Genomic DNA, 23,623 nt, shown 5'->3' on the forward strand with positions numbered 1-23,623 from the left:
AGCGTCCCGCACCTACGCGATGGCCATCAGGAGACCTAAGATGCCCGAAGCCTATATCTACGATCACGTTCGCACGCCGCGCGGCCGCGGCAAGCAAGATGGCGCGCTGCACGAGGTGACCGCGCTGGCGCTCGCCACCGTGCCGCTGAAGGCGCTTAAAGAGCGCAACAATTTGAAGGAAGACGTCGTTGACGACGTCGTGCTCGGCGTGGTCGATCCGGTCGGCGAGGCCGGCTCCGACATCGCGCGCTTCGCGGCGATCAAGGCCGGTCTCGGCGAAGCCGTCCCCGGCGTTCAGATCAGTCGCTTCTGCGCTTCGGGCCTCGATGCCGTGAATTTCGCCGCGGCCCAAATCATGAGCGGCCAGCATGAGCTTACCATTGGCGGCGGCGCCGAATCGATGAGCCGCGTCGGCATCGGCGCCTCCGGCGGCGCCTGGCCGATGGACCCTTCCATTGCGGTGCCTGCTTACTTCATGCCGCAGGGCGTCTCCGCTGATTTGATTGCGACTAAATACGGGTTTTCGCGCGACGATGTCGACGCCTATGCGGTGCAGAGCCAGCAACGCGCCGGAAAAGCCTGGGACGAGGGGCGCTTCAAGAATTCGGTGGTGCCGGTGAAGGACGTCAACGGCCTCACCATCCTCGCCAAGGACGAGCATATGCGCCCGACCACGACGATGCAGTCGCTGGCGTCGCTTCAGCCTTCATTCGTGACCATGGGTCAGATGGGCGGTTTTGACGCGGTGGCGATCCAGTCGCACCCGGAAATCGAGCGCATCAACTATGTGCATCACGCCGGCAATTCCTCAGGCATCGTCGACGGCGCCGGCGCGGTCCTGCTCGGCAGCAAGGAGGCGGGTAGCAAGCACGGCCTGAAGCCGCGGGCGAAAATCCGCGCCTTTACCAATATCGGCTCCGAGCCCGCGATGATGCTGACCGGCCCGGTCGACGTGACCGAAAAGCTGTTCGAACGCTCCGGCATGAAGAAATCCGACATCGACCTGTTTGAATTGAACGAGGCCTTCGCTTCGGTGGTGCTGCGCTACATGCAGGCTTTCGACATCGACCCCGCCAAGATCAACGTCAATGGCGGCGCGATCGCGCTCGGCCATCCGCTCGGCGCAACGGGGGCGATGATCTTGGGGACCGTGCTCGATGAGCTCGAGCGCACCAACAAATCGACCGCTTTGGTCACGCTGTGCATCGGCGGCGGCATGGGCACCGCGACGATCATCGAAAGAGTCTAAGCGACCGTAGGGTGGGCAAAGCGGAAGCGTGCCCACCATTCCAGATAACAAGCCGATAGATGGTGGGCACGGCGCAAAGTGCGCCTTTGCCCACCCTACGCAGTGATCGAATTGGGAGCACCAAATGGCCTTCAAGAATTTCAAGATCGAGACCGACGCCGACGGCATTGCGCTCGTCACCTGGGACATTCCCGGCCGTTCGATGAATGTGCTGGATGAGACCACGATCACCGAGCTTGAGGAAATCGTGAAGCAAACTTCCGCCGACGCTGCCGTCAAGGGCGTCGTCGTCACCTCGGGCAAGGAGGCGTTCTCCGCCGGTGCTGACCTCTCGATGCTGGAGGGCATGAACCGCCGATATACCGACCTCTTGAAAGCCAAGGGCGAGGTCGCAGCCAACCAGATGCTGTTCGATGAAAGCAGAAAGTCCTCGCTGGTGTTTCGATCCATCGAAACTAGCGGAAAACCTTGGGCGGCCGCGATCAACGGGCTCGCGCTCGGCGGCGCCTTTGAGCTCACGCTGTCCTGCCATTACCGCGTTGCCGCCGACAATCCGAAGACGCGTCTCGGCCTGCCCGAGGTAAAAGTCGGCCTGTTCCCCGGCGCCGGCGGCACCCAGCGCGTGCCGCGCATCGTGCCGCCGCAGGATGCGATGCAGATGCTCCTAAAGGGCGAGGCGGTCAATCTCGCCAAGGCCAAGGCCCTAAAACTGATCGACGCCATCGTCCCCGCTTCCGATCTCATCAAATCGGCAAAAGACTGGATCAAGGGCGGCGGCACGGCTGTCGCGCCCTGGGACACCAAGGAATTCAGGCTGCCGGGAGGCCCGGTCTATTCGAAGGCCGGCATGATGATGTTCCCGGCCGGCAACGCGATCTTCCGCCGCGAAACGTTTGATAATTATCCGGCGGCGCGCGCGATCATGCAGTGCGTTTACGAAGGCCTGCAGTTACCGATCGATGCCGCGTTGCGGGTGGAGTCGCGCTATTTCACGCAAATCCTGCGCTCCAAGGAAGCGGCGGCAATGATCCGCAGCCTGTTCCTGTCGATGCAGGAATTGAACAAGGGCGCGCGGCGTCCGCAAAACGTGCCGCCGACCAAAGTGAAAAAACTCGCGGTGATCGGCGCCGGCTTCATGGGCGCCAGCGTCGGCTATGTCTCGGCGCGCGCCGGCATCGACGTGGTCCTGATCGACCGCGATCAGGAGAGCGCCGACAAGGGCAAGGGCCACGCCAAGGCCGTGATCGACGATCTGATCAAGAAGGGCCGCGCGAAGGAAAGCGATAGCGATGCAATCCTGTCGAAGATCACCGCGACCGCTGACTACAACGCGCTGAAGGATTGCGATCTCATCATCGAAGCCGTGTTCGAGGATCGAAAAGTAAAGGCGGAAACCTACGCCAAGGCGCAGCCGCTCTTGAAGAGTGATGCGATCTTTGCCTCCAACACCTCGACCTTGCCGATCAATTCGCTGGCCGAGGAATTCAAGGACCAGGGCAAGTTCATCGGCATTCACTTTTTCTCGCCGGTCGAGAAGATGATGCTGGTGGAGATCATCGTCGGCAAGAACACCGGCGATGTCGCGCTCGCGACCGCGCTCGACTACGTGCGCGTGATCGGCAAGACCCCGATCGTGGTCAATGATTCCCGCGGCTTCTTCGCCAACCGCTGCGTGCTTCGTTTTACCGCCGAGGGCCTGGAAATGCTGATGGAAGGCGTGCCGCCGGCGATGATCGAGAATACCGCCAAGATGGCGGGCATGCCGGTCGGGCCGTTGTCGCTGTCCGATGAGGTCGCGCTCGATCTCGTACTGAAGATCATGAAGGCCACAGAGGCCGATCTCGGCGCCAACGCCATCGACCAGGCCCAGAAGAAACTTCTGGTCGAGATGGTCGAGAAGCAGGGCCGTTTCGGCCGCAAGAACGGCAAGGGCTTTTACGATTATCCGGAAAAGGGCAAAGGCCAGAAGAGCCTGTGGTCGGAATTGGGCGGGCTGCAGCCAAAACATCTCGATCCCGATACGCTCGACGTCGAAGAATTGAAGCAGCGCTTTCTCGTCGTGCAGGCGGTGGAAGCCGCGCGCACAGTGGAGGATCACGTCATCACCGATATGCGCGAAGCCGATGTCGGCTCGATTCTCGGTTTTGGTTTTGCCCCGTTCACCGGCGGCACGCTGTCCTATATCGACTTCATGGGCACCAAGAATTTTGTCGCGCTGTGCCACAGACTGGAAGCCAAATACGGCTCGCGCTTCACTCCGCCGAAATTGTTGGAAGAGATGGCGGCCAAGGGCGAGACGTTTTACGGCCGCTTCCCGCCGAAGAAGCTGGCGGCGTAAAAAATTCGCGCGAGCCCCCATGCGCCGATCTCTTCGCCTCTCCCGCGTGCGGGGGAGGCCGACGCGCGAAGCGCGGCGGGTGGGGGCTCTCTCCGCGAATTCCAGCATCCGCTATGCGGCAACGCCCCCACCCCGGCCCTCCCCCGCAAGCGCGGGAGGGGGAGAAGAATACACGACAACAAAAAAAGCCGGATCGTCGATCCGGCCTTTTCTCATCAACCGTCAAGAAAACTCACGCCGCCTTCATCAGGCCTTCCTTGGTCAGCGCTTCCTGGACCATCGGGCGCGCGCCGACGCGGGTCTTGTAGGCCAGCAGGTTCGGCATTGCCGACAGGTCAAATTTCATCCGGTCGGCCCAGGCCAGCATCGTGAACAGATAGCCGTCGGCGACGGTGAACTGCTTGCCCATCAGATAATCCCGGCCGGCAAGCTGGCTGTCGATATATTTGAACTTGCCCATCACCCGGTCCTTGAAAAAGGCCTTGGCGTCGTCCGCCAGCACCGGCGAGAACAGCGGGCCGAAATTCTTGTGCACTTCCGAGGTGATGAAGTTCAGCCACTCCAGCAGCTTGTAGCGCTCGGCGCTGTCGCGGGCGGGTGCGAGGTTCTTGGAGGCCGCCTTGTCGGCGATCATCTGCACGATGACCGGGCCTTCGGTCACCAATTCGCCGCTGTCGAGGGCGAGCGCTGGCACCTGGCCCTTGGGATTGACCTTCAGGTAGTCGTCGCCGTTCTCGAGCTTCTTGGCCTTGAGATCGACCTTGACCAGGTCGTAGGGCAGACCTGCTTCCAGCAGCGCGATGTGGGGGGAGAGCGAGCAGGCTCCCGGCGAATAATACAGTTTCATCGGAATTTTCCTTCCCTTGGATTATTGGGTATGGGAGCTAGAGCCTCGTCGGGGCTGATCGGGTCAGAACCGACCGGGCTCTAAATTCGCATTTTGACGCGTTTTCTTCACGCGAACCGGTACCTACCTCGCTTGAAAACGCCATTAAATGACTAAATGCATCTGCATGAAAGAGTCAAGATTGATGCAGCTGCATTTAGTGCGGTAGACTGACCGGTGACATCTATAGGCCAGACCATGAAACGCAAACCATCGACCGAGGCGACCGCCGCCTGGATTCGCCTGATGCGGGTCCAGAGCCGGGTGCTGGACGCCGTCGAGCAGGAGCTGAAGAAAGCCGGTTTCCCGCCGCTGGCCTGGTACGACGCGCTGCTGGAGCTTTCGCGCGCGCCGACCGGAGAGATGCGCCCGGTGGAGCTGGAAAAGCAGATGCTGATCCCGCAATATTCGACCTCGCGGCTGATCGACCGGCTGGTCGACGAGGGCCTCGCCGCGCGGCGCGAATGCAAGATCGACAAGCGCGGCCAGTTCGTCGAGATCACGGAAGCCGGGCGCGAATTGCAGAAGAAGATGTGGAACGCCTATTCGGCCGCGATCGAAAAGCATGTCGGCTCGAAACTGTCCGATGCGGATGCTATAAAGCTCTGCGGTCTGCTCGACCGGCTGGGCTGCTCGTGCGGCGAGGCGCAAATGGCAGCCGCAAGAGACGGCGCGCCCGCACGATGATATTGCTTTTGCCCACTGCATCCCCGGACCTGATGGTCCAGGGATGCCCCCGTCACCGCGCGCGTTCGGTCGAAGCGCCCTTCATCCGGAATTTTCATGGCGCGTGACCAGATCGATATGACGCCGCTGCAATCGCGCAACGAGTTGGTGGCGTGGCTGGAAGCGGGCGTCAAGCCGCCTTCCGAGTTCCGGATCGGCACCGAACACGAAAAGACGCCGTTCACGCTGTCCGGCCATCAACCGGTGCCTTACGAAGGCGCGCGCGGCATCGGCGCGCTGCTCGAAGGCATGCAGCTGCTGCTCGGCTGGGAGCCGATCATGGAGCGCGGCAACATCATCGGGCTCTACGACGTCACCGGCGGCGGCGCGATTTCGCTGGAGCCGGGAGGACAGTTCGAATTATCCGGCGCGCCGGTCGAGACCGTGCACCAGACCCAGTCGGAACTGATGGCGCACTTAGCGCAGGTGCGCGAGATCGCAGAACCCCTCGGCATCGGCTTTCTCGGGCTCGGCATGACGCCGTCTTGGACGCGGTCGCAGATCCCGGTGATGCCCAAGGGCCGCTACAAGATCATGACCAGTTACATGCCGAAGGTCGGCCAATACGGCCTCGACATGATGTACCGGACCTGCACCGTGCAGACCAATCTCGACTTCTCCTGCGAAGCCGACATGGTCAAGAAACTGCGGGTCTCGGTGGCGCTGCAGCCGGTCGCGACCGCTTTGTTTGCCAATTCGCCGTTCACGGAAGGCCGGCCCAACGGCTTTCTGTCGTTCCGCTCCGAGATCTGGCGCGAGACCGACAGCGCGCGATCGGGGATGATTCCATGGGCGTTCGAGGACGGCATGGGGTTCGAGCGCTGGGTCGACTATGCGCTCGACGTGCCGATGTATTTCGTCAAGCGCGGCGAAACCTATATCGACGTCGCCGGGTCGTCGTTCCGCGATTTCTTCGCCGGCCGACATCCGGCGTTTCCCGGCGAGCGGCCGACGCTGTCGGACTGGGCCAATCATCTCTCGACGATTTTCCCCGAGGTGCGGCTGAAGCGTTATCTGGAAATGCGCGGCGCCGACGGCGTGCCGTGGGGCCGGCTGCCGGCGCTGCCGGCGTTCTGGGTCGGCCTGCTCTATGACGATCTGAGCCTCGATGCCGCATGGCAGATCGTCAAACACTGGAACGCGCATGAGCGCCAGGCGTTGCGCGATGACGTGCCGCGCCTCGGCTTCAAGTCCAGGGTGCGGGATCGCTATCTGTTCGAGATCGCCAAGGAGTGCCTGGCGCTGTCCTATTCCGGCTTGCGCCGGCGCGGCCGGGTCGATCATGCCGGCCGTGACGAGACCCGGCATCTCGAGCCGCTGGAGCGCATTATCGACAGCGGGCGCACGCCCGCCGAGGAGATGCTGGAAAAGTTCAACGGCCCTTGGCACGGTTCGGTGGAACCGGCCTATGATGAATACGCGTTCTAGATCAGTCCATTGAACGGCTTTTGCCAAAGGCGGCCTTCGATCCGGCACTGACGCCGTTCATCCACCGTACAGGTTCGCGGCGATCAAATGGCAGACGCGAACGCCGGGCGCGTCTAATTAGTTGAAAGCAATAGCGAATGTGGGGAGGCCGCCGGCTCAGGGCGTGTTTGGTGCTATCAGCTGTCCTGGCGGCCGCTATCGCCGTGCGCCCGGCGCATGCCCAGGCCAATTTCGATCGGCCGGGAAGCGACTATCAGAGTTCGCCGGTCCCCTCCGGCGATCCGGCCGATTGCGCCTTGATGTGCGAGCGCGACCGCCATTGCCGGGCCTGGAGTTTCAACTACCCGACCGACAGCACCATCGGGGCGGTGTGCTGGCTGAAGAACAGCGTGCCCGCGCGCGTCCAGGACAATTGCTGCGTCTCAGGCGTGCGCGGCGCCGGCGTCGTCGAGCCGCGTACCGGGTCTGAGGAAGTTTCGATCGACCGGTTCGGCGGCGACTACCGGAATTTCTGGCTCAAGGGCAGCGAGGGCGAGGAAGTCTGCAAGGCCGCCTGCACCGAGGACAACAAGTGCCGGGCCTGGACCTACGCGCGCCCGGGATATGTCGGCAAGGAAGCGCATTGCTTTTTGAAGAAGGAGATAAAACCGCCGCGTCGCAAGGCGGGGTTTATTTCGGGGGTGGTGAGGTAAGTGCACGATTGTATACACCGTCATTGCGAGGAGCCAACGGGTCGCGCGAACGCGCGCCCGATGACAGGCTCCGCGAAGAAGCAATCCAGCTTTCACTCCCCGGATGAAAGCTGGATTGCTTCGCTTCGCTCGCAATGACGGGGTTGACGTCATGCCGTGTTGGCCTCCACGACCGTAATCTCCGGCCACAGCGACTTCCAGCGCTTCGCCTTCGCCGCATAATTCGCCGCCGAAAAGTTCGGCCCGGGATTGGGCCGCACGATCATGGCGGCGATGTCGTCGAATCCATGCGGCGCGTAAACATCAAAACCGTCCTGCGTGCGGCGGATTCCAACTTGCGTGTTCGTGGTCAGGAAGCGGTCGATGCCCTGCGTCGAGGATCGCAGCGCCGGATAGGGCAGGTCATGCTTTTGCGGATACCAGAGATGGACCCGCGCCTGATTGCGCACCTCGATCGGGACGCCGAGTTTTGCAAGTCGGCCCTGCACTTGCCGGATCACTTCGTCCTCGGCTTCCCAGGAGGTATCGGGATCGAAATAGAAAATGTCGTAATCGGCGATGCCGTAATCGACCGCGCGTTGTGTCTGCACATTCCACACGGTCTGCACCAGGCATCCCGACACGAGCCACGCATCCGGCAGCGCGAGGCGGAACAATTCATCCGCGATGATTTCGTTGACGGGGTTGCGAATGACCGCGGCGAGGAATTGGTCTCTGTTCATGGCCACCGCGAAGACTTCCTCACCGTCATTGCGAGGAGCGTTTGCGACGAAGCAATCCAGCTTTCGTTTTCCCGGCGCTAAAGCTGGATTGCTTCCGCCTTCGCTCTTCGAGCTACGGCGGACAAGTCGCGGAGCCTGTCATCGGGCGCGCGTTCGCGCGACCCGTTGGCTCGCAATGACGGATGCTATTATTCCGCCGCCCCAACCGCCTTCTTCGACGCCAGCGCCCGCCATTGCCGGCGCAGCAACGGCTCGACGGTCGCGCGGTTCGCCTTCGACAGGCGGATCAGCACGATCGGATAATCCTTGTAGTGGTCGGTGAAGTAAAACGCCTTCGGCTGGCTTTCCACCAGCATGTCGCGCTCATCCTGGGGCACGCCCGGCATCACCAGGCTGTCGCCGTCTTCCTTGAGCCGCGCCAGCATTTTCTTACGGACTTTTAGGGCCGGCGTGCCGTAGGAGGTGCCGTCCTCGACCTCCGGCCAGGAAAGCGCGATCTTCCGCACGTCGTCGAAGGTCATGGCTGAGCTTTTCCCCCTCATCCTGAGGAGCATCGCGAAGCGATGCGTCTCGAAGGATAGGCCACGGGCCTCATGGTTCGAGACGGCGCAAGAGCGCCTCCTCACCATGAGGGTTGCGTTTAATGCACCGAGGTAAAGAACCGCGCGACGCGGAAACCGGACAGCCAGGTCCAGACCGGCTGGCTGCGGATGCCGAGATCCCAGGACCCGACCACGGCGTCGGCGCGGCCGACCAGATTGTCCATCGGCAATAGCCCGACGCCGCCCTGGCGCAGCGGAACGCGGCTGTCGGCGGAATTGTCGCGGTTGTCGCCCATCACGAACAAATGGTCCGGCGGCACCGTCACCTCAGCCGTGTTGTCGAGCCTTCCATTGTCGCGCAATTTGAAAATCGCGTGGCTGACGCCGTTCGGCAGGGTCTCGATATAGCGATACGCCGGTTCAACGCCGCCATTGTCGTCTTCGGCTTCCCCGATGCCGTCCGCCTTCAGCGACGCGGCATGGTCATTGATGAAGAGCTGGCCTTGCCGCATCTGGACGCGGTCGCCGGGCAGCCCAACGACGCGCTTGACCCAGGCTTGCGACCGGTCGCCCGGCCAGCGGAACACCACGACGTCGCCAAGTTTCGGCGGTTCGCCGAACACGCGTCCGGTTTCCGGCAGGTTGATCTGGATCGGCAGCGAGGCGGTGCCGTAGCCGTAGGGATATTTCGACGCCAACAGCGCATCGCCGATCAGAAGCGTCGGCTCCATCGAGCCGGACGGCACATAAAACGGCTCGGCGAGCGCGCCCTTGGCGACGAAAACCGCCAGCACGATCGCGCACAGCTGGACCAGCTGGCCGCGCCAGGTCGAGGCCTTCGCGGCGACAGGTTGCTTTTCGATGCTGCTCATCAGCCGGTGCCTCCAACAGTAATCCGTTCCATCCGCAGCGTCGGCTGGCCGACGCCGACCGGCACGCCCTGGCCGTTCTTGCCGCAGGTGCCGATGCCGGTATCGAGCGCGAGATCGTTGCCGATCATGGTGATGCGATGCAGGTCGGTCGGCCCGTTGCCGATCAGCATCGCGCCCTTCAAGGGCGCGCCGACCTTGCCGTTCTCGATCTTGTAGGCCTCGGTGCACTGGAACACATATTTGCCCGAGGTGATGTCGACCTGGCCGCCGCCGAAATTCGCGGCATAGATGCCGTTCTTTACCGAAGCGAGGATTTCCGCCGGATCGCGTCCGCCCGCGAGCATATAGGTGTTGGTCATGCGCGGCATCGGCACATGGGCATAACCCTGCCGGCGGCCGTTGCCGGTCGGCTTCATGTTCATCAACCGGGCGTTCTGGCGGTCCTGCATGTAGCCGACCAGGACGCCGTCCTCGATCAGCACGGTGCGGTTGGTCGGCGTGCCCTCGTCGTCGATCGACAACGAGCCGCGACGCGAGGCCATGGTGCCGTCGTCGACCACGGTGACGCCCTTGGCCGCGACCTGCTGGCCCATCAACCCTGCGAAGGCCGACGTCTGCTTGCGGTTGAAATCGCCCTCGAGCCCATGGCCGACCGCCTCATGCAGCATCACGCCGGGCCAGCCGGCGCCCAGCACGACATCCATTTCGCCGGCGGGCGCCGGCACCGATTCGAGATTGACCAGCGCCTCGCGGATCGCGCCGTCGGCGGCCTCGCGCCAGGCCTTGGTGTCGATGAAGCGCGCATAGCCCTCGCGGCCGCCATAGCCCTTGCTGCCGCTTTCCTGCCGGTCGCCTTGGCCGGCGACCACCGAAATATTGACGCGCACCAGCGGGCGGATGTCGCGATAGGTCTCGCCGTCGGGGCGCATGATTTCCACCACCTGCCAGGTGGCGCCCAGGCTAACGGTGACCTGCCGCACCCGCGGGTCCTTGTCGCGGATGTAGGCGTCGATCTCGCCGAGCAGTTTTACCTTGCTCTCGAAGCCCGGCGCGTCCAGCGGATTTTCGTCGCTATAGAGCCGCACATTGGTGTGCGCGGGCGCCGGCGCAAAATTCCCGCTATAGCCGCCGCGCACCGCTGCCACCGCATCCGCGGCCCGGATCAAGGCCGGCAGCGAGACATCGGAGGAATGCGCATAGCCGACCGCGTCGTCCTTCACCGCGCGCAGCCCAAAACCCTGCGAGGTGTCGTAGGTCGCCTGTTTGAGCCGGCCATTGTCGAACATCAGCGCTTCGGTCTGGCTGTATTCGAGGAACAACTCGCCGTCGTCGGCGCCGGTCAGCCCGCGGGCCACCTGATGACGCACGGAATCGCGGTCGAGATTGGCGCGGTCGAGAAGCGAGGTTGTGGGGGTCATGAGGGCTCCAATGCAGGTGTTCCGTCGTCCCTGCGAACGCAGGGACCCATAACCACAGGATTCAGTGAGTTAAGCAGAGACTCGCCGAGAGCTCATCTTACAACACGGTAACCTGTGGTTATGGGTCCCTGCTTTCGCGGGGACGACGGGAGAAAGATAGGCACGATCGCGGGAAAAGGGGAGGGCCTGCCAAGGGTTCACCCGGGGCACAATGCCTCAGGGCAACCTGTCATACCCCTTGCTGAACCAGTTCAAGCTGAGCGGGAAGTCCCTGTGGCCGTAGAAGCGCGCGGGAAACGCTGCTGCGCCGGGCCCGGAATGATGCTAAACATCCAGCCATGAACTATCAGGACATCATTTCCATCGAGCCAGGCAAGCGTGGCGGTCGTGCTTGCATCCGTCATATGCGGATTGCGGTCGCGGACGTGCTTGGTTGGCTCGCCGCCGGCCAGACCCATGCGCAAATACTTCAGGACTTCCCCGAACTGACCGAGGACGACATCCGGGCTTGCCTTGCGTATGCTGCCGACCGCGAGAGGCGACTTATCACCGCTTCGACATGAAGCTGTTGTTCGACCAAAATCTCAGTTTCAAGCTATGCCAAGCTATCGCTGATCTTTTCCCGGAATCGAATCACGTTCGGCTTTTGGGGTTATCGGAAGTTGGCGATCGGGTTCTATGGGATTACGCGATGGCAAATGGCTTCACGATCGTGTCTCAGGACGTCGATTTCGCGGAAATGGCGGCCTTGCTGCGCTCGCCGCCCAAAGTGATCTGGTTACGCCGGAAACCAATCGACAACGACTATTTCGACGCTGATACGGCGTCACGCCGAACTCATCGTGGCTTTCGGAAACGACGACGACGCAACATGCCTCGAGATTTATTAGCTTGGCGCCGTGCCTCACGGCAGTTTGTCATACCCCTCGCCGAGCCCGTTCAGGCTGAGCGGAAAGCCGATCCCCTCTTCGGGGGTCTCGAAAATGATGAAAGTCGCGGTCTTGGCGCTGCGCAGCTGGCCGAGCAGCTTGTCGTCCATCACCACTTCGGCGACGCAGCCGTTGGGCAGGCATCTGACAAAACCCGCGCGGCCGACATCGACATTATCGAGTTTCAGGCCGAGCCCCGAGGGCAGCAGCACGCCGAGCGGCGCCACCACCCGCATCAGCTTGCTCTTCTGGTCGGCGGTTTTCAGCACGATGACGGTAAGTCCCGCATTGGAGCGGTCTTCCGCTACCACGCTCTGAATCAGGGCGCATTGCTCGGCCTGCGCGCCGGGCGGGGTGTCGCAGCGGATTTGCCAGTCGCCATGGACCGAGCGTACCGCGCCCTGGGCGTGGGCCGATTCCGTCAGGCCGAACAACAATACGACGACGAGCGCGCCGCCGACCAAGCGGCTGAAACCGACGGCAAATGGATTGCGGGCAATGCTTCTCGGCCAGTATTTCCAAGGCCCCATCGGGGTCGATCCTTTGATATTCACTGCAGCTGTCGCTTTAGAACACTGCATTGATATAGCAATGACGGCGCCTTGAAGGCGATCTTCCAGCCAAATTCAATGCAAACCTTACGCCGGGCAATCCCTTGCGCGGGGATGGCTGCTCCTCAAGACAAGCGAATCAGGTTCCTGTGGAGCGCCTCTTCTGTGCCTACATCGGGCAATCCGCCTGTCAAGCGGCCACGATCGGCAAAACGGAGGGTTTTGCCTGATTTCACGGGAAAATGTGACAGCCATATCATTGCCGGCGACCCATTGCTCCGCGCCCTACTACTGCATTGCGATAGGTCAAGAATTATGGTTTGAGAGGCTGGATTTCGGCGTTCTAGCGATCTGGCCAGGTATCTCGCAAGGTACATCCCAAGGCCGTTTGTCAGGGGGCGGATCGTGCGGCATTTCCAGCCATCCGGCGGAATGCCTTGGGGTATTATCAAAGGAGCGCGGGCGGCATGAAGATGTCGAAGGGCCAGATGGGCCGGCGGTTGCTGGGATTGGCGGTGGCGGGCGTTGCGCTTGTCGCCGGCGGGACGGCGTCAGCCGAATTGGGGCAGCCGGCGCCGTGGGAATTCAGGCTGCAGCAATCGGCCTCGCCGGTGATGGACAACATCACCTGGTTTCATAATTTCCTGACCGTGCTCATCTTCATCATCACGCTGTTCGTTCTTGGACTGCTGATCGCGGTGGTGGTCAAGTTCAACGCCCGCGCCAACCCGATCCCGTCGCGGACCACCCACAACACCCTGATCGAAGTGGCCTGGACGCTGATTCCGGTTTTGATCCTGGTTGGCATCGCCGTGCCGTCGTTCCGGCTGCTGTTCCTGGAGCTCGACATTCCCAAGGCCGATCTGACAATCAAGGCGACCGGCAAGCAGTGGTACTGGAGTTATGCCTATCCCGACAACGGCAAGTTCGAATTCGATTCGCTGATGGCCAGCGACAAGCAGCCCCGGCTGCTCGGCGTCGACAACGAGATGGTGGTGCCGGTCAACAAGATCGTCGTGGTCCAGACCACCGGCGCGGACGTCATACATTCCTTCGCGGTGCCGGCGTTCGGCATCAAGATCGACGCCATCCCCGGCCGGCTCAACGAAACCTGGTTCAAGGCCACCAAGACCGGGGTGTTCTACGGCCAGTGCTCTGAATTGTGCGGCAAGGATCACGCCTTCATGCCGATCGCCGTGCGGGTGGTGAGCGATCAGGAATTCGCGGCCTGGGTTGAGACCGCGAAAAAGAAATTTGCCTCCAACCCGGCGAACTCGTTCGCCTCGGTGGGCGCAGCCGCGCAGTAAGCCGAAAGCTTTAAGGCGCGCTAATTTGGGACAAGGGCGACGGGACCGCGAGGTCCGACAAGGACTGCAAGGCAGGATCTGAAAATGGCAACTTCCGCAACGACGCACGACGATCACGCACATGACGATCACGCGCACGACCATCCGACCGGATGGCGGCGTTTCGTCTATTCGACCAACCACAAGGACATCGGCACGATGTACCTGGTGTTTGCGATCATCGCCGGTGTCATCGGGGCGGCGATGTCGATCGCGATCCGCGCCGAATTGATGTATCCGGGCGTGCAGATCTTCCACGAGACCCATACCTACAACGTGTTCGTGACCTCGCACGGCCTGATCATGATCTTCTTCATGGTGATGCCGGCGATGATCGGCGGCTTCGGCAACTGGTTCGTGCCGCTGATGATCGGCGCCCCCGACATGGCGTTCCCGCGCATGAACAACATCTCGTTCTGGCTGCTGCCGGCGTCCTTCGCGCTGCTTCTGATCTCCTCCTTCATGGAGGGCGAACCGGGCGCCAATGGCGTCGGCGCGGGCTGGACCATGTACGCGCCGCTCTCGACCTCGGGCCATCCGGGACCGGCGGTCGATTTCGCCATCCTCGCGCTGCATCTGGCCGGTGCCTCGTCGATCCTCGGCGCCATCAACTTCATCACCACGATCTTCAACATGCGCGCGCCGGGCATGACGCTGCACAAGATGCCGCTGTTCGTGTGGTCGATCCTGGTGACGGTATTCCTGTTGCTGTTGTCGCTGCCGGTGCTCGCCGGCGCCATCACCATGCTTTTGACGGACCGTAATTTCGGCACCACCTTCTTCTCCGCCGAAGGCGGCGGCGACCCGGTGTTGTTCCAGCACCTGTTCTGGTTCTTCGGCCACCCCGAAGTCTACATCCTGATCCTTCCCGGCTTCGGCATGGTCAGCCAGATCGTCTCGACGTTCTCGAAGAAGCCGGTGTTCGGCTATCTCGGCATGGCCTATGCGATGGTCGCGATCGGAGGCATCGGCTTCGTGGTGTGGGCGCACCACATGTACACGGTCGGGATGTCGTCGGCGACGCAGGCCTATTTCGTCGCCGCCACCATGGTCATTGCGGTGCCGACCGGCGTAAAAATCTTCTCGTGGATCGCCACCATGTGGGGCGGCTCGATCGAGTTCAAGACGCCGATGCTGTGGGCGGTCGGTTTTATCTTTTTGTTCACCGTCGGCGGCGTTACCGGTGTGGTGCTGGCCAATGCCGGCGTCGACCGCGTGCTGCAGGATACCTACTACGTGGTCGCGCATTTCCACTACGTGCTGTCGTTAGGCGCGGTGTTCGCGATCTTCGCCGGCTGGTACTACTGGTTCCCGAAAATGTCCGGCTACATGTATTCCGAGACCATCGGCAAGCTGCACTTCTGGTTCACCTTCATCGGCGTCAACCTGGTGTTCTTCCCGCAGCACTTCCTCGGCCTGTCCGGCATGCCGCGGCGCTATGTCGACTATCCCGACGCGTTTGCTGGCTGGAACCTGGTGTCCTCGATCGGCTCCTACATTTCGGGCTTCGGCGTCCTGATCTTCATCTACGGCCTGATCGATGCGTTCATGCGCAAGGAACAGGCGGCCAACAATCCCTGGGGCGCCGGCGCCACCACGCTGGAATGGACGCTGTCGTCGCCGCCGCCGTTCCATCAGTTCGAAGTGCTGCCGCGGGTACAGTAATCGAGAAACGCGGCGCCGGACGGCGCCGCGGCTCTTTTTAGATAAGTGAGACCATCTTGTCGGTTGTCGATCACAACGCCATCGAATTGTCGCCGCGGATTTCCGAGGCCGATGTCGCTGACTATGTCGCGCTGCTGAAGCCGCGGGTGATGTCGCTGGTGATTTTCACGGCGCTGGTTGGCCTCGTGATCGCGCCGGGCCATTTCCACCCGGTGCTCGCCTTCACCTCGCTGCTGTGTATCGCGGTCGGCGCCGGCGCTTCGGGCGCGCTGAACATGGCGCTCGAGGGCGACATTGACGCCAAGATGACGCGCACCGCCAACCGGCCGATCCCGCGCGGCCGCATCACCCCGCCGGAAGCGATGACGTTCGGCCTGACGCTGGCTTTCTTCGCGGTGATGACGCTCGGCATCCTGGTCAACTGGATCGCGGGCGCGCTACTGGCGTTCACGATCTTCTTCTACGTCGTGATCTACACCATGGCGCTGAAGCGCTGGACCGCCCAGAACATCGTGATCGGCGGCGCCGCCGGCGCGCTGCCGCCGGTCGTGGCGTGGGCGGCGGCGACCGGTTCGCTTTCGGTCGAGCCGCTGTTATTGTTCCTGATCATCTTCTTCTGGACCCCGCCGCATTTCTGGGCCTTGGCGCTGTTTCGCAGCGACGATTACGCGCGCGCGGGTGTGCCGATGCTGCCCGTGGTCGCCGGCCCCGATGCGACGCGGTTGCAGATCCTGCTCTATACGGTCGTGCTGGTCGCGGTCGCGGCAGCCCCCTGGCCGCTCGGCTATTTCGATGCGGTCTATGGCGTGGCCTCGCTCGTGCTCGGCGCCTTCATGCTGGCGCTCGCGGTCAATGTCTACCGCCGCCGCGAAGGCACGCCGGCGCTGCGCGCGACGCGAAGGCTGTTCGCGTTCTCGATCTTTTATCTGTTTGCGCTGTTCGCGACCTTGCTGATCGAGGTCGTGGTCCGCGCCATCGCACCCTTGGTCTGGTAGGGGGCGCATGGCGACGCAATGGACGACAAAGATAGGCCAGATGGAATCGTCCTCACCGAGGCGCAAAAGAAAAGCCGTCGCCAGCGTTCGATCGCGATTGCGCTCGCGCTCGGCGTCCTCGTCCTGTTGTTTTTCGCGGTCACCATCGTCAAAGGGCCGGCCGTGTTGAACCGGCCGCTCTGATTGAAGCCAGTATGATCGAAATCGTATGATGGACATGGAGCCGACCAATAAGCCAACGCCAACCACGCCGCGCCTGACCCGCGACGTGCTGGTGGCTGCGATCTGCGGCGCGGTGGTGGCGCTGATGGTCGGCGCGTCCTATGCGGCGGTGCCGTTTTACAATTGGTTCTGCCGCACCACCGGCTTCAACGGCACGACGCAAGTCGCAACTTCGGCGCCTTCTTCCGCGCCGCTCTCGCGAAAAATCGCGGTGCGCTTCGATTCCAATGTCGCTCCCGGGCTGCCGTGGAAATTCGAGCCCGAGCAGACCGAGATCGAGGTCAATATCGGCCAGGTCGTCACCGTGTATTACACCGTGACCAACCAATCGGCGCGGACCACGACCGGGCAGGCCGCCTATAATGTGGCGCCGCTGACGGTCGGCGCGTATTTCCAAAAGCTCAACTGCTTCTGCTTCACCGAACAGACCATGGCAGCGGGCGAGAAGCGCGAGATGGCGGTGGTGTTCTATGTCGATCCTGAGCTGGTCAAGGACAGCGACAATGACGGGCTGAACACCATCACGCTGTCCTATACGTTCTATCCCGTGCGCGATCCCGCGCCAAAGCCTGTGGCCGCGAGCGAGCCGGACAAACGCAAGGGGGCCCTTTGACCGTCGTGTGCTGGTCCATCGCGATGGTCAGTGCGAATTTGGGGACAGGATTGATTTTTGAGACGAATGCGTGCCGAATGGCAGGGCACCGCTAACGGAGAGACTTAAAATGGCTACGGCGCAAGTCAAGCATCACGACTACCACCTCGTCGATCCCAGTCCGTGGCCGATCGTCGGATCGATCTCGGCCTTCATCATGGCGGTGGGTGCGATCCTGTGGATGCACCACATGACGGCGGCTGCGCCGATCGTCTTCGGCATCGGCGTCATCGGCGTGCTCTACACCATGGCGAGCTGGTGGACGGACGTGATCCGTGAGGCGCAGTACAAGGGCGACCACACCCGTGTGGTGCAGATCAGCCATCGCTACGGCATGATCCTGTTCATCGCCTCCGAGGTGATGTTCTTCGTCGCCTGGTTCTGGGCCTTCTTCAACTCGGCGCTGTTTCCGGCCGATCCGGTTCACGCCACCCGCGAGGCGCTGTTCGGCGGCGTCTGGCCGCCCAAGGGCATCGAGACCTTCGATCCCTGGCATCTGCCGCTCTTGAATACGCTGTTGCTTTTGACCTCGGGCACCACGGTGACCTGGGCGCACCACGCGCTCCTGGAAAACGACCGGCGGGGCCTGAAATACGGCTTGATCCTGACGATCATTTTGGGCGCCACCTTCACTTGCGTGCAGGCCTATGAATACAGCCACGCGGCGTTCTCCTTCGCCGGCAACATCTATGGCGCGACCTTCTTCATGGCGACCGGGTTCCACGGTTTCCACGTGCTGGTCGGCACCATCTTCCTGATCGTGTGCCTGGCGCGCGCCTATGCCGGCCATTTCACCCCGACCCAGCATCTCGGCTTCGAATTCGCCGCCTGGTACTGGCATTTCGTCGACGTGGTGTGGCTGTTCCTGTTCATCTCCATCTATGTCTGGGGCCACGGCGCCGAAACCATGGCCCACGGCGCGCATTGATATCGATCCACTGTGCTACAAGGGGCGGCCGAAAGGGCCGCCCATTTTGTTTCTCTTCTTTCTTCCCTTCTCCCCCTGTGGGAGAAGGTGGCCATAGGCGGCCTTTGGCCGCCGTCCTTCAATAGGACGCCGATGCTTCGCATCGGCTATGCAAAGTCCGCGCGGGATGAGGGGTCTGCATCCGCGGAGAGAGACCCCTCACCCGCCTTCGCGGAGTTTATCATCGGGCGGCGCTTCGCGCCGACCCGTTGGCGAAGGCACCCTCTCCCACAAGGGGAGAGGGAAAGGAACGAGCATGCCTGACCAGACCCTGCCCACCGTCACCGAGAGCGCGCTACGCGGACTTGCCTGCAAATGTCCGCGCTGCGGCCGGGGCAAGCTCTATGCAGGCTTTCTGACCCTGCGGCCGAAATGCGAAGCCTGCGGGCTCGACTATGCCTTCATCGATACCGGCGACGGGCCCGCGGTCTTCATCATCATGATTGCCGGCGCCATCGTCGTCGCCTGCGCGCTGATCGTGGAAGTAAAGTACCAGCCGCCGTTCTGGCTGCATGCGGTGCTGTGGCTGCCGCTGATCCTTGTGACCACGCTGTTGCCGCTGCGCTCGATGAAGTCGCTTTTGATTGCGCTGCAGTTCCATCACAAGGCCGCCGAAGGCCGGCTGATCGACCGCGAGCGGAAATGACCGGGATCGAGGCGCGACGGCGCAACGTCGCCGGTTTTGCCATTTTTACGTCGGTGATGCTGATGGTGTTCATCGGCCTCGGCGTGTGGCAGTTGCAACGCCGGGTCGAGAAGCACGCGCTGATCGCGGCCCTGACCGAACGGCTCGCCGCCGCGCCCGCGCCGCTGCCGACGCCGTCTGAATGGACCGCGCTGACGCCGGCCAAAGACGAATTCCGCCGCGTCAGCTTTGCCGCGACCTACGAACCGCTTGCGGACGCCATGGTCTATAGCTCCGGTTCGAGCGTGCGCGAGGACATTTCCGGTCCCGGCACCTGGGCCTTCCTGCCCGCGCGATTGGAAAACGGCGCGACCGTTGTGATCAACACCGGCTTCGTGCCCAACACGATGCAGGACCGCGCGGTCGAGGATCGCGCGGTAACGCGGTTGATCACCCATCAGCCGGTGATGCTGACCGGCTACCTCCGCTTCCCGGAAGCAGGGGGCATGCTCACGCCATCGGAAAATCCGGCAAAACGGCTGTGGTTCACCCGCGATCATCTGGCCATGGCGCGCGCGCTCAACTGGCAAGACGTCGCGCCGTTCTACATCGATCTGGAGCAGCCGGTGCCTGCGAACGGCATTCCAAAACCCGGCCCGCTCGAAGTCCACCTCAAGGACGACCACATGCAATACGCCATCACCTGGTTTACGCTTGCCGCGGCCGTGGTGATTGCGTTCGGGGTGTGGGCGAGAGGGCAGGCGCGCAGATGAAGTGTCGGGAAACGAGGGAAGAACGCCATTTCCGGCCTCGCCCTCATCGTGGCATGTCGGTGCATGTCCGCGTGCCAAGGATTAGTCTCCGGGAGATCGAACCATGAGCCATAGTCCGACCTCGCGCCCGGCCCTGATTGTCGTCGACGTCCAGCGCGCGTTCGATCAATGGGAGGCGGCGAGCAGGCGGCGAAACAATCCGCAGGCCGTTGCCCGGATCGTCGATCTCCTGAACGCATTCAGGGCGTGCGGCGCGCCGGTCTTTCACATTCGCCATCAAGGCACACATCCGAATTCCTCCTTCCTTCCGGATGGGACCGGCTATCCCGTCAAGGACGAAGCGCGCGAGCTCGCGGGAGAGCCCGTGATCGTCAAACAAGTGAACAGCGCTTTCATCGGCACCGATCTGGAAGCCCGGCTGCGCGCGGCCGGCATCAAGACGCTGGTGATCTGCGGCGCGACGACGAACCACTGCGTGGAAACCACCACCCGGATGGCCGGCAATCTCGGATTTGACGCGAGATTGGTGCGCGACGCGACCTGGACGTTCGACCGGATCGGACCCGATGGCGACGCCCATTCGGCCGAAGAGATCCACGCCATGACGCTCGCCAATCTCAACGGCGAGTTCGCCCGCATCGTGTCGGCAGCCGAGGCCATCACGGCGCTGCGCGACGCATAGGGTGATTCACCGCGCCTGCGAGGCGTGGTAACAGGTGTTGAGTGCCACGCGCCCCGCGCGAAAGCGGCCAGCAGGGACCGGATCACGATGACCGAAACGCCAACAGCTTCCTCGCTAGCGCATTTGCCGGTGACCCTCCAGGACGTCGAGGACGCCGCGGGCGTGCTGGCGAGTTTTGTCAGGCGGACCAGCTTCGAGCATAGCCGCACGCTGTCCGATATCACCGGCGCCGACATCTGGCTGAAATTCGAAAACCTGCAGTTCACCGCGACCTTCAAGGAGCGCGGCGCGCTCAACCGGCTGGCCGCGCTGTCGCCTGAAGAACGCCAGCGCGGCGTGATCGCGGCCTCGGCCGGCAACCACGCGCAGGGCGTGGCTTACCATGCGGCCCGCCTCGCAATCCCGGCGACCATTGTCGTGCCGCAGGGCACGCCGACCGTGAAGATCGAGAACACCCGCCGGCATGGCGCGACCGTGATCGAAGGCGGCGCCAATGTCGAGGAAGCCGCTCACCTCGCCATCGAGCATGGCCGCAAACAGGGTCTGACCTTCATCCATCCCTACGACGACGCTTTGATCATCGCCGGCCAGGGCACCATCGCCATCGAGATGCTCGCCGCGGTGCCGGACCTCGACGTCCTGATCGTGCCGATCGGCGGCGGCGGGCTGATTTCGGGCATCGCGGTCGCCGCCAAATCGCTCAAGCCCGACATCGAGATCATCGGCGTGCAGGCCGCGCTCTATCCTTCGATGTACAATCTCGTCAAAGGCGAGCAGTTGCCGATGCGCGGCGACACGCTGGCCGAAGGCATCGCGGTCAAGGCGCCCGGCCGCATCACGTCCGAGATCGTGCGCGCGCTGGTCGACGATATCCTCCTCGTCAGCGAAAGGCAGATCGAGGAGGCGCTGAGCCTCCTGATCACCATCGAGAAGACCGTGACCGAAGGCGCCGGCGCCGCTGGCCTCGCGGCGGTGCTCGCCAACGAAGCCCGCTTCAAGGGCCGCGCGCTTGGCCTCGTGCTGAGCGGCGGCAATATCGACACACGACTATTGTCCGGCGTGCTGACCCGCCAGCTCGCGCGCGAGGGCCGGCTGTCGCAGCTCCGATTCGACATCGTCGACCGGCCCGGCCAGCTTGCGACCGTGCTCGCCGTCCTGAGCAAATGCGGCGCCAATATCGTCGAGGTCTACCATCAGCGTATCTTCACCGAGCTGCCCGCCAAGGCCGTACTGCTCGAGGTCGTGATCGAGACCCGGGACCGCGCCCATCTCGCCTCCACCATCGCCGACCTGCGGGCGGCCAACATTGATGTGGATGTTGGGGAACACTGACGGGGTGCAAAGCCTCGCTGCGTCGTTCATGTTTGCGCAGCACAGAAGGCTCATCTAAGGGCGACCTCGTTAACGCCGCCGTGAAGTTGTTGGTCGAATGGTTTCACGGCCGGTTGAGGCGAGGGGCCAGCGTTTAGCAACCGCGACAAATGCCTTTGATCATGCGATCGAGCGCGGCGTTCTCCTGGTTGACTGGATCATTCGGATTCATCAGGTTTTTCTCCGAAGGTACTTGATCAGCGCGCGGCTGGCGGTGCCCGACGGGCGCCTCCGGTATCAATTGCTGGTTCGAGCTCATCATTGGAGCTGGGGCTGGATTTGGCGGACCAGGCGTCTGCGCAATGGCCGAGGTGCCGACCAGGGCCAGCAACGCTATCGTCGTGATCAACTTGCGCATGACGGGTCTCCCTAATTGGGCCCCCTCTCAACGATCTCGTTGCTGGGAAGTATGATCGCTAGGCGCGGCAAGCCTCACGTTTTGTTCAGATGCTCCAGGGTGCGTCGGCGCATGCGCCTCTGTCGCGCGTATCGCCGAACATTTCACGATCGCGGGAAGGAAACTGCTCACCGCTCACGCTAAATGGATTGGACGTCGCGACGGGTGCGACGTCAAACTGCAGCATGGGTCGGTTCTATTCATCTGAGCGGTGCGAGCACTGCGGTGGCTTGATGGTGCTGGTGATGCCGGTGGACGGCAAAGGGCCGGGAGCGCTTCGCTGCTGGGAATGCGATCGGATTGATCCGCTGCAGATGCCATGGACGACGGCATGGTTCGCCGGCGAGCTTCGCCCTCCAAAGTAGATTCCGGCTCCCATCGCGCTTAAGAACAGTTTGATGGAATGGAAGATACGATGCGGTCGTCGATCGGCGAGAATAGCGCGAAGGTTCCCTCTCCCGAAGGGGAGAGGGGAACATCCTGCACGCGCACATCCAACCCTATTCGAGTGCCGTAATGAATGTGCGTCGCTTCACGCGCATGATTGAGATCCAATCCTCGGAAGTCGCCATCCTATTCGATCACCTCGTCGGCACGGCCAAGCAACGTCGCTGGCAGTTCGAGGCCAAGCGCTTTCGCTGTCCTCAAGTTGACCACCAGTTCGAATTTGGTCGGTACTTGAACCGGCAATTCATTTGGCTTCGCGCCCCTAAGAATGCGATCCACGTAAAGCCCTTGTTGGAGATAAAGGTCCGAGAAATCCGGTCCATACGAGAGTAAGCCACCGTCAGCAGAAGCGGAACGAAATGGATAGACTGCCAGGACTTTATGGCGGGCTGCCTGCTCGATGAGGCGTGCCCGATGAGACCCCATAAAGCTATCCGCCATCATGACGAGACCGCCACCGGGTTCGCTGCTCAGCGCCGCGATTGCCGCCTCGATGTCGGCGTCGCTGCGAACCGGAGTTGCAAGCGGTGTGATCGCGAGCGACCGCGCGGCGGCTTCGAACGGGCGAAGGAAAAATGATCCGCCTCCAGGAGCCGCGTCGGGATTGAACAAGCCTGCCGCCCTCACGAGCCGAGGATCGATTTCTTTGAGCAGATCAACCCACTTGCCCGCTATGGAAGCTTCATAGTTGATGAACCCGGTGATATTGCCGCCGGGCCGCGCCAAGCTCGCAACAAAACCTTCACCGACAGGATCGGAAACAACAACGAAAACTGTCGGGATCATTCGAGTTTCTCGTTGTACCGCGGCCGTCCCGGGCGTGGAATTAGTTGCGATCACATCGGGTTGCCACGCGACCAATTCTTTCGCAAATTTCTGGATGCGCTCAGCGTCGGTGCCAGTCAGGCGAACTTCGATGTGTATGTTGCGGCCGTCCGTCCAGCCGAGCTCTTGTAGTTTCTGCACAAATAATTTGAGGTGCAACTGTCCCACGGGGTCACTTTCAACCATTAGCACGCCGACCCGTCGCATGGCGCCAGCCTGTTGCGCGCGCGCCGCCAGCGGCCACGCTGCCGCGCCTCCGACGGCCGCGATGAACGTGCGTCGCTTCACGCGCATGACAGACAT

General features: G+C 62.4%; 25 protein-coding genes and 1 pseudogene. 17 read left to right on the plus strand and 9 right to left on the minus strand.

The features are described 5' to 3' along the window. Nucleotides 1-40 precede the first annotated feature (40 nt). A complete protein-coding gene (locus tag B5526_RS22805; RefSeq protein WP_079545204.1) occupies nt 41-1,249 on the plus strand; it encodes an acetyl-CoA C-acetyltransferase in 1,209 nt (402 codons plus the stop codon). Nucleotides 1,250-1,373: 124 nt separating this feature from the next. Further along, nucleotides 1,374-3,587: a 3-hydroxyacyl-CoA dehydrogenase NAD-binding domain-containing protein gene (locus B5526_RS22810; protein WP_079541846.1), complete on the plus strand. Its 2,214-nt coding sequence runs from the start codon at nt 1,374-1,376 to the stop codon at nt 3,585-3,587. A gap of 232 nt (nt 3,588-3,819) precedes the next feature. Here B5526_RS22810 and gstA read toward each other — a convergent pair whose 3' ends face one another. Then, complete coding sequence (gene gstA / locus B5526_RS22815) at nt 3,820-4,434, minus strand: glutathione transferase GstA (RefSeq protein WP_079541849.1); 615 nt, start codon at nt 4,432-4,434, stop codon at nt 3,820-3,822. A 237-nt stretch (nt 4,435-4,671) separates the two neighbouring features. Between gstA and B5526_RS22820 the strand changes: the two genes are divergently transcribed. The 3 genes from B5526_RS22820 (at nt 4,672) to B5526_RS22830 (ending at nt 7,319) form a co-directional block, all read left to right on the plus strand. Beyond that, nucleotides 4,672-5,160 carry a MarR family winged helix-turn-helix transcriptional regulator gene (locus tag B5526_RS22820; protein ID WP_079541851.1) on the plus strand — a complete coding sequence of 163 codons (489 nt, stop codon included), beginning with the start codon at nt 4,672-4,674 and terminating at the stop codon, nt 5,158-5,160. A gap of 96 nt (nt 5,161-5,256) precedes the next feature. Further along, nucleotides 5,257-6,627, plus strand: coding sequence for a glutamate--cysteine ligase (locus B5526_RS22825; RefSeq protein ID WP_079541853.1), 1,371 nt, complete (start codon nt 5,257-5,259; stop codon nt 6,625-6,627). A 137-nt stretch (nt 6,628-6,764) separates the two neighbouring features. Continuing rightward, nucleotides 6,765-7,319: a PAN domain-containing protein gene (locus B5526_RS22830; RefSeq protein WP_079541855.1), complete on the plus strand. Its 555-nt coding sequence runs from the start codon at nt 6,765-6,767 to the stop codon at nt 7,317-7,319. Between the two features lie 149 nt (nt 7,320-7,468). Here B5526_RS22830 and B5526_RS22835 read toward each other — a convergent pair whose 3' ends face one another. The 4 genes from B5526_RS22835 to tldD form a co-directional block, all read right to left on the minus strand. After that, entirely contained in the window at nt 7,469-8,041 is a 573-nt protein-coding gene (locus tag B5526_RS22835; RefSeq protein ID WP_079541857.1) for a nucleotidyltransferase family protein, read from the minus strand. Nucleotides 8,042-8,229: 188 nt separating this feature from the next. After that, nucleotides 8,230-8,562, minus strand: coding sequence for an MmcQ/YjbR family DNA-binding protein (locus tag B5526_RS22840; RefSeq protein WP_079541859.1), 333 nt, complete (start codon nt 8,560-8,562; stop codon nt 8,230-8,232). Between the two features lie 119 nt (nt 8,563-8,681). Continuing rightward, a complete protein-coding gene (lepB, locus tag B5526_RS22845) occupies nt 8,682-9,455 on the minus strand; it encodes a signal peptidase I (protein WP_079541861.1) in 774 nt (257 codons plus the stop codon). Continuing rightward, nucleotides 9,455-10,873, minus strand: a complete 1,419-nt coding sequence (tldD, locus tag B5526_RS22850) for a metalloprotease TldD (RefSeq protein WP_079541864.1) — start codon at nt 10,871-10,873, stop codon at nt 9,455-9,457. Before tldD ends, lepB begins: the two co-directional genes overlap by 1 nt. Nucleotides 10,874-11,211: 338 nt before the next feature. Here tldD and B5526_RS22855 point away from each other — a divergent pair, with 338 nt between their 5' ends. After that, nucleotides 11,212-11,436 (plus strand): DUF433 domain-containing protein, encoded by a 225-nt coding sequence (locus B5526_RS22855; protein ID WP_079541867.1) that lies wholly within the window; start codon nt 11,212-11,214, stop codon nt 11,434-11,436. After that, nucleotides 11,433-11,621, plus strand: a pseudogene (locus B5526_RS39085) (DUF5615 family PIN-like protein); the annotation flags it as partial. The gene B5526_RS22855 and the pseudogene B5526_RS39085, both read left to right, overlap by 4 nt. Nucleotides 11,622-11,777: 156 nt before the next feature. Here the strand turns inward: B5526_RS39085 and B5526_RS22865 are convergent. Beyond that, nucleotides 11,778-12,332, minus strand: a complete 555-nt coding sequence (locus B5526_RS22865) for an invasion associated locus B family protein (RefSeq protein ID WP_079545205.1) — start codon at nt 12,330-12,332, stop codon at nt 11,778-11,780. A 488-nt stretch (nt 12,333-12,820) separates the two neighbouring features. Between B5526_RS22865 and coxB the strand changes: the two genes are divergently transcribed. From coxB to B5526_RS22920, 10 genes are all read left to right on the plus strand, one after another. After that, the gene (gene coxB, locus B5526_RS22870; protein WP_079541869.1) at nt 12,821-13,660 is read left to right on the plus strand and encodes a cytochrome c oxidase subunit II; all 840 of its coding nucleotides are present in this window, start codon (nt 12,821-12,823) and stop codon (nt 13,658-13,660) included. 84 nt (nt 13,661-13,744) lie between these two features. Further along, on the plus strand, nt 13,745-15,364 hold the full coding sequence (gene ctaD, locus B5526_RS22875; RefSeq protein WP_079541872.1) for a cytochrome c oxidase subunit I: 1,620 nt from the start codon (nt 13,745-13,747) through the stop codon (nt 15,362-15,364). Between the two features lie 56 nt (nt 15,365-15,420). Then, on the plus strand, nt 15,421-16,359 hold the full coding sequence (locus B5526_RS22880; protein WP_079541874.1) for a heme o synthase: 939 nt from the start codon (nt 15,421-15,423) through the stop codon (nt 16,357-16,359). A gap of 18 nt (nt 16,360-16,377) precedes the next feature. Next, a complete protein-coding gene (locus B5526_RS22885) occupies nt 16,378-16,542 on the plus strand; it encodes a CoxF protein (RefSeq protein ID WP_079541876.1) in 165 nt (54 codons plus the stop codon). A gap of 28 nt (nt 16,543-16,570) precedes the next feature. After that, entirely contained in the window at nt 16,571-17,194 is a 624-nt protein-coding gene (locus B5526_RS22890) for a cytochrome c oxidase assembly protein (protein WP_079545206.1), read from the plus strand. 109 nt (nt 17,195-17,303) lie between these two features. Further along, nucleotides 17,304-18,161, plus strand: coding sequence for a cytochrome c oxidase subunit 3 (locus B5526_RS22895; protein WP_079541878.1), 858 nt, complete (start codon nt 17,304-17,306; stop codon nt 18,159-18,161). A 295-nt stretch (nt 18,162-18,456) separates the two neighbouring features. Continuing rightward, nucleotides 18,457-18,846, plus strand: coding sequence for a DUF983 domain-containing protein (locus B5526_RS22905; protein WP_079541882.1), 390 nt, complete (start codon nt 18,457-18,459; stop codon nt 18,844-18,846). Then, complete coding sequence (locus B5526_RS22910; protein ID WP_079541884.1) at nt 18,843-19,598, plus strand: SURF1 family protein; 756 nt, start codon at nt 18,843-18,845, stop codon at nt 19,596-19,598. The genes B5526_RS22905 and B5526_RS22910 overlap by 4 nt, the downstream gene beginning before the upstream one ends. A gap of 103 nt (nt 19,599-19,701) precedes the next feature. After that, nucleotides 19,702-20,280 (plus strand): cysteine hydrolase family protein, encoded by a 579-nt coding sequence (locus B5526_RS22915; protein WP_079541886.1) that lies wholly within the window; start codon nt 19,702-19,704, stop codon nt 20,278-20,280. A gap of 87 nt (nt 20,281-20,367) precedes the next feature. After that, nucleotides 20,368-21,612: a threonine ammonia-lyase gene (locus B5526_RS22920; protein ID WP_079541888.1), complete on the plus strand. Its 1,245-nt coding sequence runs from the start codon at nt 20,368-20,370 to the stop codon at nt 21,610-21,612. Nucleotides 21,613-21,745: 133 nt separating this feature from the next. On the opposite strand, the gene B5526_RS22925 is transcribed toward B5526_RS22920, so the two are convergent. From B5526_RS22925 to B5526_RS22930, 3 genes are all read right to left on the minus strand, one after another. Further along, nucleotides 21,746-22,009, minus strand: coding sequence for a hypothetical protein (locus B5526_RS22925; protein WP_079541891.1), 264 nt, complete (start codon nt 22,007-22,009; stop codon nt 21,746-21,748). Between the two features lie 85 nt (nt 22,010-22,094). Beyond that, a complete protein-coding gene (locus B5526_RS38705; protein ID WP_210199626.1) occupies nt 22,095-22,235 on the minus strand; it encodes a hypothetical protein in 141 nt (46 codons plus the stop codon). Between the two features lie 386 nt (nt 22,236-22,621). Beyond that, complete coding sequence (locus B5526_RS22930) at nt 22,622-23,623, minus strand: ABC transporter substrate-binding protein (RefSeq protein ID WP_079541893.1); 1,002 nt, start codon at nt 23,621-23,623, stop codon at nt 22,622-22,624.

The sequence above is a fragment of the Bradyrhizobium lablabi genome (assembly GCF_900141755.1).
GTDB classification, from domain to species: domain Bacteria; phylum Pseudomonadota; class Alphaproteobacteria; order Rhizobiales; family Xanthobacteraceae; genus Bradyrhizobium; species Bradyrhizobium lablabi_A.

Excerpts from the sequence above, each read along its gene's own strand:
- B5526_RS22825 (WP_079541853.1), top strand. The coding sequence starts at position 5,257 with ATGGCGCGTGACCAGATCGATATGACGCCGCTGCAATCGCGCAACGAG.
- B5526_RS22830 (WP_079541855.1), top strand. The coding sequence starts at position 6,765 with ATGTGGGGAGGCCGCCGGCTCAGGGCGTGTTTGGTGCTATCAGCTGTC.
- B5526_RS22930 (WP_079541893.1), bottom strand. The coding sequence starts at position 23,623 with ATGTCTGTCATGCGCGTGAAGCGACGCACGTTCATCGCGGCCGTCGGA.
- B5526_RS22925 (WP_079541891.1), bottom strand. The coding sequence starts at position 22,009 with ATGCGCAAGTTGATCACGACGATAGCGTTGCTGGCCCTGGTCGGCACC.
- B5526_RS22915 (WP_079541886.1), top strand. The coding sequence starts at position 19,702 with ATGAGCCATAGTCCGACCTCGCGCCCGGCCCTGATTGTCGTCGACGTC.
- B5526_RS22885 (WP_079541876.1), top strand. The coding sequence starts at position 16,378 with ATGGACGACAAAGATAGGCCAGATGGAATCGTCCTCACCGAGGCGCAA.
- B5526_RS22835 (WP_079541857.1), bottom strand. The coding sequence starts at position 8,041 with ATGAACAGAGACCAATTCCTCGCCGCGGTCATTCGCAACCCCGTCAAC.
- B5526_RS22805 (WP_079545204.1), top strand. The coding sequence starts at position 41 with ATGCCCGAAGCCTATATCTACGATCACGTTCGCACGCCGCGCGGCCGC.
- B5526_RS22890 (WP_079545206.1), top strand. The coding sequence starts at position 16,571 with ATGGACATGGAGCCGACCAATAAGCCAACGCCAACCACGCCGCGCCTG.
- B5526_RS38705 (WP_210199626.1), bottom strand. The coding sequence starts at position 22,235 with ATGCTGCAGTTTGACGTCGCACCCGTCGCGACGTCCAATCCATTTAGC.
- B5526_RS22920 (WP_079541888.1), top strand. The coding sequence starts at position 20,368 with ATGACCGAAACGCCAACAGCTTCCTCGCTAGCGCATTTGCCGGTGACC.
- B5526_RS22840 (WP_079541859.1), bottom strand. The coding sequence starts at position 8,562 with ATGACCTTCGACGACGTGCGGAAGATCGCGCTTTCCTGGCCGGAGGTC.
- lepB (WP_079541861.1), bottom strand. The coding sequence starts at position 9,455 with ATGAGCAGCATCGAAAAGCAACCTGTCGCCGCGAAGGCCTCGACCTGG.
- B5526_RS22865 (WP_079545205.1), bottom strand. The coding sequence starts at position 12,332 with ATGGGGCCTTGGAAATACTGGCCGAGAAGCATTGCCCGCAATCCATTT.
- gstA (WP_079541849.1), bottom strand. The coding sequence starts at position 4,434 with ATGAAACTGTATTATTCGCCGGGAGCCTGCTCGCTCTCCCCCCACATC.
- B5526_RS22895 (WP_079541878.1), top strand. The coding sequence starts at position 17,304 with ATGGCTACGGCGCAAGTCAAGCATCACGACTACCACCTCGTCGATCCC.
- B5526_RS22905 (WP_079541882.1), top strand. The coding sequence starts at position 18,457 with ATGCCTGACCAGACCCTGCCCACCGTCACCGAGAGCGCGCTACGCGGA.
- coxB (WP_079541869.1), top strand. The coding sequence starts at position 12,821 with ATGAAGATGTCGAAGGGCCAGATGGGCCGGCGGTTGCTGGGATTGGCG.
- B5526_RS22910 (WP_079541884.1), top strand. The coding sequence starts at position 18,843 with ATGACCGGGATCGAGGCGCGACGGCGCAACGTCGCCGGTTTTGCCATT.
- tldD (WP_079541864.1), bottom strand. The coding sequence starts at position 10,873 with ATGACCCCCACAACCTCGCTTCTCGACCGCGCCAATCTCGACCGCGAT.
- ctaD (WP_079541872.1), top strand. The coding sequence starts at position 13,745 with ATGGCAACTTCCGCAACGACGCACGACGATCACGCACATGACGATCAC.
- B5526_RS22820 (WP_079541851.1), top strand. The coding sequence starts at position 4,672 with ATGAAACGCAAACCATCGACCGAGGCGACCGCCGCCTGGATTCGCCTG.
- B5526_RS22810 (WP_079541846.1), top strand. The coding sequence starts at position 1,374 with ATGGCCTTCAAGAATTTCAAGATCGAGACCGACGCCGACGGCATTGCG.
- B5526_RS22855 (WP_079541867.1), top strand. The coding sequence starts at position 11,212 with ATGAACTATCAGGACATCATTTCCATCGAGCCAGGCAAGCGTGGCGGT.